Annotated in this window: 11 protein-coding genes; 6 read left to right on the forward strand and 5 right to left on the reverse strand. The window is 71.8% G+C overall.

The genetic code is table 11. From position 1 onward, the window contains the following. Positions 1–419, reverse strand: a 419-nt coding sequence (locus JNL41_RS20440) for a hemerythrin domain-containing protein (RefSeq protein WP_293478023.1), incomplete at its 3' end; no start/stop codon positions are given. A 146-nt stretch (positions 420–565) separates the two neighbouring features. Between JNL41_RS20440 and JNL41_RS20445 the strand changes: the two genes are divergently transcribed. Further along, on the forward strand, positions 566–1,468 hold the full coding sequence (locus tag JNL41_RS20445) for an MBL fold metallo-hydrolase (RefSeq protein ID WP_293478024.1): 903 nt from the start codon (positions 566–568) through the stop codon (positions 1,466–1,468). Between the two features lie 5 nt (positions 1,469–1,473). Next, positions 1,474–3,630 carry a CoA transferase gene (locus JNL41_RS20450; RefSeq protein ID WP_293478025.1) on the forward strand — a complete coding sequence of 719 codons (2,157 nt, stop codon included), beginning with the start codon at positions 1,474–1,476 and terminating at the stop codon, positions 3,628–3,630. Here JNL41_RS20450 and JNL41_RS20455 read toward each other — a convergent pair. The 3 genes from JNL41_RS20455 to JNL41_RS20465 all read right to left on the reverse strand — a co-directional run bounded on the left by JNL41_RS20455 (position 3,627) and on the right by JNL41_RS20465 (position 6,426). Next, positions 3,627–4,358: a hypothetical protein gene (locus tag JNL41_RS20455; RefSeq protein WP_293478026.1), complete on the reverse strand. Its 732-nt coding sequence runs from the start codon at positions 4,356–4,358 to the stop codon at positions 3,627–3,629. The two genes, JNL41_RS20450 and JNL41_RS20455, sit on opposite strands and share 4 nt — an antisense overlap. 82 nt (positions 4,359–4,440) lie before the next feature. Further along, positions 4,441–5,442, reverse strand: coding sequence for an MBL fold metallo-hydrolase (locus JNL41_RS20460; RefSeq protein ID WP_293478027.1), 1,002 nt, complete (start codon positions 5,440–5,442; stop codon positions 4,441–4,443). 75 nt (positions 5,443–5,517) lie between these two features. Further along, a complete protein-coding gene (locus tag JNL41_RS20465) occupies positions 5,518–6,426 on the reverse strand; it encodes a LysR family transcriptional regulator (RefSeq protein ID WP_293478028.1) in 909 nt (302 codons plus the stop codon). An 88-nt stretch (positions 6,427–6,514) separates the two neighbouring features. Between JNL41_RS20465 and JNL41_RS20470 the strand changes: the two genes are divergently transcribed. The 3 genes from JNL41_RS20470 (at position 6,515) to JNL41_RS20480 (ending at position 9,331) form a co-directional block, all read left to right on the forward strand. Further along, positions 6,515–8,056, forward strand: coding sequence for a sulfatase-like hydrolase/transferase (locus JNL41_RS20470; RefSeq protein ID WP_293478029.1), 1,542 nt, complete (start codon positions 6,515–6,517; stop codon positions 8,054–8,056). Between the two features lie 94 nt (positions 8,057–8,150). Next, positions 8,151–8,828 carry a TetR/AcrR family transcriptional regulator gene (locus JNL41_RS20475; RefSeq protein WP_293478030.1) on the forward strand — a complete coding sequence of 226 codons (678 nt, stop codon included), beginning with the start codon at positions 8,151–8,153 and terminating at the stop codon, positions 8,826–8,828. Positions 8,829–8,842: 14 nt separating this feature from the next. Further along, on the forward strand, positions 8,843–9,331 hold the full coding sequence (locus tag JNL41_RS20480; RefSeq protein ID WP_293478031.1) for a hypothetical protein: 489 nt from the start codon (positions 8,843–8,845) through the stop codon (positions 9,329–9,331). 2 nt (positions 9,332–9,333) lie between these two features. On the opposite strand, the gene JNL41_RS20485 is transcribed toward JNL41_RS20480, so the two are convergent. Beyond that, the gene (locus tag JNL41_RS20485; RefSeq protein WP_293478032.1) at positions 9,334–10,059 is read right to left on the reverse strand and encodes a hypothetical protein; all 726 of its coding nucleotides are present in this window, start codon (positions 10,057–10,059) and stop codon (positions 9,334–9,336) included. Between the two features lie 257 nt (positions 10,060–10,316). On the opposite strand from JNL41_RS20485, the gene JNL41_RS20490 reads away from it, so the two are divergent. Then, positions 10,317–11,305: TonB-dependent receptor (locus tag JNL41_RS20490; RefSeq protein ID WP_293478033.1), on the forward strand; the 989-nt coding region annotated here is incomplete at its 3' end.

Consider the following 11,305-nt stretch of genomic DNA (forward strand, 5'->3'; position numbering starts at 1 on the left):
GCGAACCGGCGCAGCCAGCCCGGCGAGGCCATGTCGCGCGCGGCGAGGTCGGCCAGCATCTCGTCGATCTGCTTGTGCTCGTGGACCGCGTGGCGCGCGTCGTCCGTCGTTTTCGGGTCGCGCATCACCGTCGACCACAGCGCCTGCTCCTCCGCCGCCGCATGGCCCTTCAGCTCATAGGTCAGTTCCTCGAACAGCCGCACGCGGTCGTCCGACCGGCCGTGCGTCTCCTCGATCATGGCCAGCAGCGCGCGGTGCCGGTCGTGATCCTCGACGAGGCGGCCGAACACGTCGGCGTCGCCGCGGAAGGTGGTCTTCGGCGTGCTGCCGATCCGCGCGGGCAGGTCGGGCGCCAGCGCCTTCGCCTTGGCCATCGCCTTCACCTTGGCGTCCTGCGCCGTTTCTGTAGCCGATCGCATGCTCATAGCTCCCTGACAGCTTGCGGCCGCTGCACGACGCCGGCGGTCCCACCGGGAGCCGCTACGCGGATAGCCGCCAAAGGTTCCTAGACAAGTGCGCCGATCCCGCGCGAGCATCCGACAAAAGACCAAGGGAGGACGCTGCGATGCGCGCAATCCGACTGGGCCTGGCCGTCGCGCTGGCGGCCTTCGCAACGTCCGCCTTCGCCGCCGACGTCCCGGCGCCCGCGCTCCCGCCGCCGCCCACCGCGCCGCAGGCGATCAAGCCGGTGAAGCCCGAACTCTTCATGGTCACCGGGGCCGGCGGCAACGTCACCGTGCGCGTCACGCCCGCCGGCCTCGTCGTGGTCGACGGCAAGAACCCCGGCCAGCAGGTCTACGACGACCTGATGGCCCAGATCCGGACGGTCAGCCAGGAGCCGGTGAAGGTGATGATCGTCACCCACCACCACGCCGACCACTCGGGCAACACCGGCCGCTTCGCCGCCGCCGACGCCGCGGTCACGGCGCACAAGAACCTGGGCGGGCTGCTGGAACGCTTCACGCCGGCCCCGACCGCCGGCAACACCGTCCCGCCGACCAAGCCCACCGTCACCTACGACACGACCCACACCGTCAGCCTCGGCGGCAAGTCGGTGCGGCTGTTCCACTACGCCCCGGCCCACACCGGCGCCGACACCATCGTCTACTTCCCCGACCTGAAGGTCGTGGCCATGGGCGACGAGCTGAACGCGGCCAATCCCAACTTCGACTACGCCTCGGGCGCCTCGGTGGGCGGCTGGATCCGCTCGCTGGACGCGACGCTCGGGCTCGACTGGGACCGCGCCATCCCTGGCCACGGCGCCGAGCCCTGGACCAGGGACCAGGTGCGCGTCTTCCGCGGCAAGCTTCAGACCCTGCTGGACCGCGCCCGCGCCTCGGCGAAGGCCGGCACGTCGAAGGCCGGGTTCGTCGCCAGCCTGAAGGCCGACGACCTCTGGAGCTTCCCGGCCAACTTCTGGAACGCGATGCGCACCGACGGCCTCTACGCCGAAGCCGGCGGCCAGTAGCCGGCGTGGAGCGTCTTCTCGAAGGGCTGACCGTCGTCGAGGCCTCGCGCGGCGTCGCGGTGCGGTTCTGCGGCCGACTGTTCGCGCAGATGGGCGCCACGGTGGTTCGCGCGCCGGGCGGCGACGACACCGCCATCGGCTATGCGGGCGCGGCCGGTGAAGCCTACGGCCGCTGGCTCGACGCCGGGAAGCGCGCCGATGCGCCGGACGGACCGGTCGACCTCGTGATCTCGGGTCAGGACGCGGCGGGCGTCGCCGCGGGGGAGGCGCTGGCGGGAAACCTGCCGGGTTCGCCCACGCGGCTCGCCATCCGCTGGTTCCACCCGGACGGCCCCTATGCCGACTGGGTCGGCAGCGACGAGATCCTGCATGCGCTGACCGGCATGGCCTACCCGGTCGGGCCGGTGGAGGGTCCGCCGACGCTGGCCCAGGGGCACGGCCCCCAGATCGCCGCCGGCCTGGCGAGCTTCAACGCCGCCCTCGGCGCGCTGATGGCCCGGCCGCGTCCGACGCGGATCGAGGCGAACGTCTTCGAGGCCTACATGTGCCTGCTGGAGACCGGCGCCATCTCGGCGCTGATGGAGGGCGGCCTCGCGGTGCGCCTCGGCGTGAACCGGCTGGTGCCGACCTATCCATGCTCCAGCTACCGCGCCGCCGACGGCTGGGTGGGCGTCAGCGCGCTGACGCCGGCGCAGTGGCGGGCGCTGTGCGCCATCGTGGGCCGCCCCGAACTCGGCGGCGACGACCGCTTCGCGACCGCGATCGAGCGCCTCGTCCTCGGCGACGAGGTGGATGCGCTGATCGCGCCGGCCTTCGCCACGCGCCCGGTGGCCGAGTGGGTCGCGCTGGGTTTCGAGGCGAAGATTCCGATCACACCGATGCACGACCTGGCGCAGCTTCCGGGCGTGCCGCACTGGACCGCCCGCGCGGCCTTCGCGCCGTTCGACGACAGCGGGGTGGTCGGCCCGACGCTGCCCTACCGGATCGCGTTCGGCGGCCCGCCGCAGCCGGTCGCGACGCAGGGGCCCGACGGGCCGCTGAAGGGCCTGCGGGTGGTCGACTTCTCGATGGGCTGGGCGGGCCCGCTCTGTGCCCGGACCCTGGCCGACCTCGGCGCCGACGTCGTGAAGATCGAGTCCGCCGACCATCCCGACTGGTGGCGCGGCTGGGAGACCGAGCAGTCGGGCGATCCGCCGCCCTACGAGATCAAGTTCAACTTCATCGCGATGAACCGGAACAAGCGCGGCGTCGTGCTGGACCTGGCCAGCGCTGAGGGGCTGGCCGCGGCGAAGGCCCTGGTCGCCGGCGCCGACGTCGTGGTCGAGAACTTCGCGGCCGGGGTGATGGCGCGGCTCGGCCTGGGGCCGGAGGTCCGTCGCGCGCTGAACCCGAACCTGATCGCCGTCTCCATGCCGGCGTTCGGCAACGGCGGGCCGCTCTCGGGCGTCCGCGCCTACGGCTCGACGGTGGAGCAGGCGTCGGGCTTGCCGTTCGTCAACGGCAAGGACGCCTGGCCGCCCTCGCTGCAACACGTCGCGTTCGGCGACCCGCTGGCCGGCCTGACCGCCGCCAACGCCGTGCTGGCCTGCCTCTACGGACGGGGCCGCATGGGCGGGGCCGAGATCGACCTGGCGCAGGTCGCGAGCCTCTTCCAGTTCTCGGCCGACGCCATCGTCGCCCAGCAGTTCGTGGCGGGGCCGCTGCCCCGCACCGGCGCCCGCCGCGCCCGCGCCTTCGCCGCCGTCGTGGCCGGGGCGGACGCCGATAGCTGGCTCGCGGTGTCGGCCGGCGCCGCCGCGGCGCTGGACGGCCTGCGGCGCGTGCTGGGCCGTCCGGACCTCACGCGCGACGACGAGGATGCGATCGAGGTGGCGCTCGCCGCCTGGTCCGCGGCGCGCGCGCCCGAGGCGGCCGCGCTCGAACTGCAGGCGGCCGGCGTCTCGGCCGCGCCGGTGCAGCGCGCCGACCAGCTCTGCTACGATCCGCAACTGATGGCCGGCGGCTTCTGGATCGGCTCGCATCGCCGCTACGTCGGCGACCACCTGATCCCGGCCGCGCCCTTCGCCTACGACGGCGTGCGCCCGGCCATCCGCAATCCCGCCCCGACGCTGGGCGAGCACACCGCCGAGGTGCTGGCGGAACTGGCCGGCGGGCCGGCCTAGCGGCGCGCGCCGGGTCCCACCGCCTCGCGGCGGAAGTTCGAGCGCGGCGCGTCCTGCTCCTGGGCGAACTGGGCGGGCGTGCGCTTCAGGTCGGCGGCCAGGACCACCCCGTCGCCGTCCGGATCGAGGATGGCGAAGCGCCGGTCGGCGGCGGCGCGCCACTCGGCGCGGGTGACCTTGTAGTCGACGTCGGAGTCGGCGCCGCGGATCGGATGCGGCTCGTTGATGAGGCTGAACGCCGCCGCGCCCTGGGCCCGGGTGTTCAGCTCGTTGCGGCCCCGCGCGCCGCCCATCCCCCCGCGGCCCATACCTCGTCCGCCGCCGCCCATGCCCATGCCGCCCCCCATCGCCATGCGGGCGATCTCGGGCACGAGCTCCTCTTCCCAGCGGGTGACCTCGGGCATGCCGATCATGCCGTCGCCGTCGGCGTCGAGCGCCCTGAACCAGGCGTCGGCGTCGGCCCGGAACTCGGCGCGGGTGAGCCTGCCGTCGTGGTCGGCGTCGGCGGCGGCGAACCAGGCCGCCGACGGGTAGGGTTGGCCGGGTGGCGCACGGAACGGCTGGCCCGAGGGGCTGACGAAGAGCTGGACGCGCGGCCGGGGCGGCCCGTCGCCCTCGTCCTCGTCGCCGAAGCCCGGCGGCGGCCCGCGCCGGCCGGAAGGGCCGCCCATGCAGGCTGTGACCAGCAGCGCGAGGCCTGCGATGCCGATGCTGCGCGCGACGTTCATGCCGAAGTCCCCGACGACCAACGGCCCCCAGCTTCCACGGCCAAAGCGGCGGCGCAATGTCGACGCCGCCACAATCGCGCGATCAGAACGACCCGAACTTCACCTCCGAGCTGCCCGCCGGCAGTTCGATGGTCATGCCGTCCTTGGCGAGACGCCAGTCGATCTTGCCGCCCGCATCCATGCCGCGCGTGAAGGCCTCGGCGTTGAAGAGCGGCAGGCCCGCCTGGGTGAGGTGGCTGAGCACCAGGGCCTTCACCCCGGCGGCGCGGGCGATGTCGGCCGCCTCGACCGGCTCGGTGTGATAGGTCGTGGTGTCGGCCATCATCGAGCCCTGGCGCGCGTTGCCCATGCCGGCGAGCGCCTTCGCGAGCGTCTGCATGATGGCGTTGCTCTGCGCCTCGTGGATCAGGACGTCGGCGCCCTTGGCGGCGACCGCCAGCGGCGGCCACTTACGCGTGTCGCCGCTGATCACCACCGAACGGCCCTTGTAGTCGAAGCGGTAGGCGAAGGCCGGGTCGATCGGCTCGTGCGCCACGCGGATGGCGGTCACCTTGAGGTCGCCGTCGGTCCACGCGAGCGCGGTCCCGTCGGGCTTCGGAACCGTCACCACCTTCGGCTTCAGCAGGCCGGCGGCGATGGGGAAGCCGAAACCGCCGTGCTCGTGGTGGGCGCGGCGGAAGCCGTGGTCGTTCTCGTAGGCGAGGTTGAAGCCCTTCGCGAGTTTGTCGACGCCGCTGGGGCCCACCACGTTGAGCGGCTGGGCCCGTCCGGCCACCCAGCTCTGCATGTTGAGTTCGCCCAGGTCGCCGATGTGGTCCGAATGCAGGTGCGTGATGAACACGGCCTGGACCGTCGCCAGCGGCAGCCGCCAGCTCAGCAGGTTCTCGGTGGACTCCGGGCCGGTGTCGACGATGTAGAGCTTGTCGCCCGCCTGGATCGCGGTGCAGGGCTTGGCGCGGTCGCGGATCGGCAGCGGTCCGGACGTGCCGCAGAAGACCACCTTGAGGCCGTCGAACGCCTGCGCCTGGGCAGCGGCGGGCAGGGCGACGGCGAGCGCCAGCAAGGCGGCGAACAGACGGAGCATGGCAGGTCCTCGAGAAAGTGACATTCATAGTGTCACTAGTTTCCGAGCCCGTGTCTACACCATAGCTGCCAGCTATCAGGCGGCCGCGCTGGCGGGCCTTTCGGTGACAGCCGCCTTCGAGAGCTCGGCCATGGCCTTGACCAGCGGCGAGCGCCAGCGTTCGGCGGTGGTCAGCATCCAGCAGGCATAGGTCAGGTCCAGGGTCCCCGAGACCACCTGCAGGCGGCCCTCGGCGAACTCGCGTCCGAACAGGAAGCCGGCCCCGACCGCCAGCGTGTCGGTGTCGAGGGCCCGCTGGATGATCAGGCTGTAGTCGTCGCTGACGAAGGCGCGCAGGTTCTCGGCCTCCTCGCGGCTGGTCTCGCCCGCCCACTGCTCGATGCCCGGCAGCACGTTGGCGAGGGCGCAGGGATAGCGCAGCAGCTCGCGCGGGCCCGCGTCCCTCAGCGACAGGGCCGGATGCCCGGGCCGCGCGGCGAAGATCACCCGGTCCTCGAACATCTTCTTGCGGATCAGGTCGCCGTAGCGTGCGGCGTGCTCGGAGTAGCCGAAGGCGATGTCGACCCGGCCGTCCTGCAGGGCGGTCATCACGCCGGGCCCGGTCTCCTGCACCGTCTCGACGTGCAGTTTGGGGAAGCGCACGGCGATGCGGCGCAGCAGCTCGGGCAGGGGCTTCAGCCGCGAGGCCGGGCCGACGGCGATCCGGATCCGGCCCTCCTCGCCGCGCGCCAACTGCTCCAGGTCGCGGGAGAGGGCGGACACGCCCTGCAGCAGGGCCTCGGCCCGCTGTGCGACGAAGGCGCCGTAGGCAGTGGGCCGCGCCGCGCCATTCGACCGCTCGAACAGTTTCAGCGAGAGCTGCGCCTCGAGCCGCGCGATGCTCTTCGACAGGGTCGGCTGCGAAATCTGCAGCTTGCGCGCGGCTCCGGAGAACCCGCCTGCGCGGCAGATTTCGAGAATCTGTTCGAGGTGACGCAGCTCCATGCCCCGCGGCTATAGCACTGTGCCAGACGCCTGTGCAGATGATTGCGCCGCTTGCCGCTAGCGTCGGCGCCGACAGTCAGGAGTCCCCATGAAGCGCGCCGCCCTCATCACGCTCGCCGCCGCCGCCGCGGCCGGTTTCGCCCCGCAGGCCGCGGCGGCCGCGACGGCCGCGAAACCGAACGTGATCGTGATCCTGGCCGACGACCTCGGCTACGGCGACACCGCCGTCTACGGCTCGAAGATCGTGAAGACGCCGAACATCGACGCGTTGGCGGCCGACGGCGTGCGCTTCACCCAGGGCTACGTCGCCCACCCGGTCTGCGCGCCGTCGCGGGCGGCGCTGATGACCGGCCGCTACCAGACCCGCTTCGGCTACGAGTTCAATCCGGTGGGCCGCGACGCGACCGGCGGCGTCTCGCTGAAGGAGGTGTTCGTCGGCCAGGTGATGCAGAAGGCCGGCTACCACACCGGCATGGTCGGCAAGTGGCACCTGGGCCAGTCCGGCGGCTACCATCCGGCCGCCCGCGGCTTCGACGAGTACTTCGGGACGACCGCCGGCGCCAACGCCTTCATCGTCGATCCGCATCCGGGCGACGAGTTCCACAGCCCGCCGGGCGTGGAGGCCACCTACGGCACGGCCGAGGGCGGCGGCGGGCTGGGCGCGGGGACCGAGATCGAGCAGATGACGCGCCTGCGGGCGAAGTCGCCCATAACCCGCGGCCGCGAGCCGGTCGAGGTGAAGGAGTACCTCACCGACGCCTTCACCGACGAGGCCGTGCGCTTCATCGGCGCCAACAAGGACAAGCCGTTCTTCCTCTACGTGGCCCACACCACGCCGCACACGCCGCTGCAGGCGCCGGCGAAGTACATCGACCGCTACCGGGACGTCACGAACAAGGGCCAGCGGGTCTATGCCGCCATGGTCTCGGCGCTGGACGACAGCGTGGGCGCCATCCGCGCCAAGCTGAAGGCCGAGGGGCTCGAGAAGAACACGCTGGTCGTGCTGCTGTCCGACAACGGCTGCGCCGGCTACATCGGCGACGCCTGCACGAACGCGCCGCTGAACGGCTACAAGGGCATGCACCTGGAGGGCGGCGTCCGCGTGCCGTTCCTCATGGCCTGGCCCGGCCACATCAAGGCGGGGCAGGTGGACGACCGGGTCGTCTCGAGCCTCGACATCGCGCCGACGGCCGCGGCCCTGGCCGGCGCGAGGATGCCCAACGGCTCCGACGGCGTCGACCTGACGCCCTACGTCACCGGCAAGCGCAAGGACACGCCGAACCCGACGCTCTACTGGCGCTCGGGCCTCAACTTCGCGATCCGGGACGGCGACTGGAAGATGTGGACGATCAACCGCGCCGACCCGTCGGAACAGGGCGCCAGCGAGTCGCGCGTGACGCCGGACGGCGTGCATGCCAGGCCCTCGCCGCTGGGCCAGTTGGTCCTGCTCTACGACCTGAAGGGCGATCCCGGCGAGAAGACGAACCTGGCCACCTCGCGGCCCGAGGTCGTGGCGCGCCTGCAGGCCAAGATCGCCGCCTGGGACAAGGGCAACGTCGAGCCGCAGTGGACCAGCATGCGCCAGGGCGTCCGCCGCATCGAGGGCGAGCTCGTGAGGATCTACCCGTAGGCCGCGCCGGCGCGCCACGCGACGTCCGCATAGCTCGTGGCTATCCGGGGATGGCGTGGCGGGCCGCCGTGCTCTGTGCGAGGGTCGCCCCGGGATGCCGAAGTCGTATGTAGCCGCCAACGACGAGATCGCGGGACCGCGCACCGAGCGTGAGGCCGAGCGCCGCGAGCACTTCATGCGCGTGGCCGCCGCCGTCTTCCGCCGGCACGGGCTCGGCCGCGCGACCATGGAGCAGGTGGCCGCGGCGGCCGGGGTGACCAAGGTGGTGCTCTACCGGCGCTTCCCGTCCAAGGACGCGCTCATCCAGGCGATCTTCGCCGAGACCGTGCGGCGCCTGAAGGCCCAGGACGCCAAGCCCTGGACCGGCTACGGCGGCGGCATGCGCAAGTCGCTGGAGGCGGCCCGCTCGTTCGAGGACGGCTACATCCTGCTGGTCCGCCACGGTAACCAGCACCCCGCCTACCGCGGCGCCTACGAGGCCATCCGCAACCGCGTCGCGGGCCGCCTGCGGGGCCTGCTCTGGTATCCCGAGCGTCCGCCGCCCCGGTCCGAGCGTCCGGCGATGCTGGACCTGTCGCTGGAGCCGATGATCTCGTACTGCAACGACTGCCTGGCCTACTGGGTCGAGCGCGGCGATCCCGACAAGGACGAGCAGTTCCTGCACTGGCACGGCCAGATGATCCGCGCCTGGCGCCACAATGCGGCCGAGCTCCTGAACCTGGATTCCCCCGAGCAGGAGTGGCCGTTCGACACCGAGGGCCTGTTGCCGTGAGGAGGAGACCGCCGATGGTGAACCGCCGAGACGCCATCCTTGCCGCCGGCGCCGGCGCCGTGGCCGCCGCCACGCCGGCCATGGGCCAGTCGGTCGCCGCCCCGCCCGCGCCGGCGAAGTATGCGAAGTTCGCGGCCGAGATCGCCGCCGCCCAGGGCTGCCTCGACGCCTTCATGCAGGGCTTCAACGCCCAGGACCTGAAGGCCTTCGAGGCCTCGTTCAACTTCCCGCACGTCCGCTTCGCGTCCGGAAAGGTGACGATCATCAACCCCGGCTACCACAAGCCCGAGATGTTCACGCAAGGGTCGCTCAGCGACTGGCACCACTCGGCCTGGGACCGTCGCGACGTGATCCACGCGGGCGCCGACAAGGTGCATATCGACACGCGCTTCAGCCGCTACCGCAAGGACAACAGCCTGATCGGCGGCTTCGATTCCATCTACATCGTGACGCGGCAGGACGGCCGCTGGGGGATCCAGGGCCGGTCGAGCTACGCGCCCTGACCTCAGCCCCCGATCGGGACCAGCAGCGTGCTGTCGTTCCAGGTGTCGCGGGTGATCTCGGACCGGCGGCGGAAGGCCGCCATCGCCTCGGTCGACGGATCGCGCGATTTTTCCCAGACCCCGTGATCCCCGTAGCGGGTGATGAGCAGGATGCGCTGGACGCCCTCGCGGGTGTCCGCCGCCGAGCGCTCCACGGCGAACAGGCCGAAGATCCTGGCGTCGAACTTGCGCTCGAAATCGGCCCACCCGCGGCCCGACAGTTCGAGGAACTCGGGGACGTCGCCGGTCTCCACGACGAACCAGCGGTGGACGTAGATCCCGCCCGCCGCCGGCCGCGCGTCGCCGTCCGGCCGCAAGGTGGGCGTGAGGCGGCTGCGCTGGGCGCTGCGCACGCCCGCCCCGCCGCTCAGCGCCTGCATCTGGGCCTCCCGCGCCGCGGCGTCCTGCCGCCAGCGCACGAGCAGGGCGGCCTGCCGCGCGGTCCAGCCGATCTGCGGCGTGAACAGCCCCAGCACCTCGCCGCCGCCCGCCGCGACCGCCGGCCGTTGCGCCTTCACCCGTTCGGCGTAGGCGCGCGACGCAACCGCCCCCTTCGGCGCCTCGAGGTCGAGGAACACGTAGTCGTACACGGCCTTGCCCTCCGCCGCGCGGGCGGCCGAGGCGGCGCCCGGGACGACCAGGGCCGCGCCGGCGCCGGCGATCCAGCGCCTGCGGTTTATCGCCATCATGGCCCGACCTTCCCGCCGCTGCTTCGCGCGCGTCAACGTCCCGCCCGGCTATGGCCCCAAGCCCTGCGGGTATTGGAAATCGCTGTTCGGCCTCGGTAGCGTCACGATGCCTGTCACCGACCGGTAACGGCGCTTCGCACCGGCCGCGCCACTCAGAAATCCTGCGGGCGGTGCGACATTATTCCTAGTGACGAAATAGGAATAAGAACCTAGCCAAGGCCTCCGGTTCGAGGGGCCGGGTCTCGAGAGGGGAAGACATGAACCAACGGATGATGCTGCTGCGCGCGTCGGTCGCGGTCCTCTGCTGCGCCATGGCGGCGCCGGCCTTCGCCCAGACGGGCGGCGGCGACACGCAGGTCGAAGAGCTGACGGTCACCGCCCGCAAGCGCGAGGAGAAGCTGCGCGACGTGCCGGTCGCCGCCACCGCGCTCGGCGTCGAAGACATCCGTGACCAGGGCGGTCTCGCCAACGCCCAGCAACTGCTCGGCAACTCTCCGGGCGTGAACTTCGCCAACACCTCGAACGCCCTGACCTCCGACGTTTCGATCCGCGGCTCGGGCACCTCGCGCGCCACCAACGCCGAGGCCGGCGTCGGCCTGTTCCGCAACGGGGCCTTCATCGGCGGCGGCAACGTCGCCGGCCGCACGTTCACCGGCCTCGACCTCTTCGACATCCAGCGCGTGGAAGTGCTGCGCGGCGTGCAGGGCGGCCTGGGCGGCCGCAACGCGTCGGGCGGGACGATCAACGTCATCTCGGCGCGGCCCGGCGACAAGTACGAGGGCTATGTCCTGGGCACCGTCGGGTCCCACCAGAAGCGCGAAGTGGAGATGGCGCTCAACCTGCCCATCGACGACAACTGGTCCACGCGGTTCAGCATGGCGCTCGGCGAGCAGGAGAAGGGTTTCTACCGCCTCTACACGATCGACCGCTACGCCGACGCCACCTACCGCCAGTTCTTCCGCGGCCAGTTGCGCTACGACAACGGGCCGTTCACCGCGAACCTGATGCTGGAGCGGTCGAACGAACGCGTGCCGGGCCTAGTGTACCAGGTCGTCACCTTCGCCAACGCGAACTTCCCGCAGGGCTATTTCACCGACAAGTACGACACGCCGTGGAACACCGACTCCACCGGCAAGCAGCGGGTGAGCAACCTGGAGTTCACCACCCAGACCGACCTCGGCTGGGCCACCCTGTCGACGGTCGTCAACCTGCGCGACCGCCGCGGCCAGAACCAGTACGACCGCGA

The sequence above is a fragment of the Phenylobacterium sp. genome (genome assembly GCF_016793285.1).
Taxonomy (GTDB): domain Bacteria; phylum Pseudomonadota; class Alphaproteobacteria; order Caulobacterales; family Caulobacteraceae; genus Phenylobacterium.

What these genes read in the sequence shown, in the direction of transcription:
- JNL41_RS20480 (WP_293478031.1), top strand. Translation starts at nt 8,843, where the DNA reads ATGGTGAACCGCCGAGACGCCATCCTTGCCGCCGGCGCCGGCGCCGTG.
- JNL41_RS20460 (WP_293478027.1), bottom strand. Translation starts at nt 5,442, where the DNA reads ATGCTCCGTCTGTTCGCCGCCTTGCTGGCGCTCGCCGTCGCCCTGCCC.
- JNL41_RS20470 (WP_293478029.1), top strand. Translation starts at nt 6,515, where the DNA reads ATGAAGCGCGCCGCCCTCATCACGCTCGCCGCCGCCGCCGCGGCCGGT.
- JNL41_RS20445 (WP_293478024.1), top strand. Translation starts at nt 566, where the DNA reads ATGCGCGCAATCCGACTGGGCCTGGCCGTCGCGCTGGCGGCCTTCGCA.
- JNL41_RS20485 (WP_293478032.1), bottom strand. Translation starts at nt 10,059, where the DNA reads ATGATGGCGATAAACCGCAGGCGCTGGATCGCCGGCGCCGGCGCGGCC.
- JNL41_RS20465 (WP_293478028.1), bottom strand. Translation starts at nt 6,426, where the DNA reads ATGGAGCTGCGTCACCTCGAACAGATTCTCGAAATCTGCCGCGCAGGC.
- JNL41_RS20455 (WP_293478026.1), bottom strand. Translation starts at nt 4,358, where the DNA reads ATGAACGTCGCGCGCAGCATCGGCATCGCAGGCCTCGCGCTGCTGGTC.
- JNL41_RS20475 (WP_293478030.1), top strand. Translation starts at nt 8,151, where the DNA reads ATGCCGAAGTCGTATGTAGCCGCCAACGACGAGATCGCGGGACCGCGC.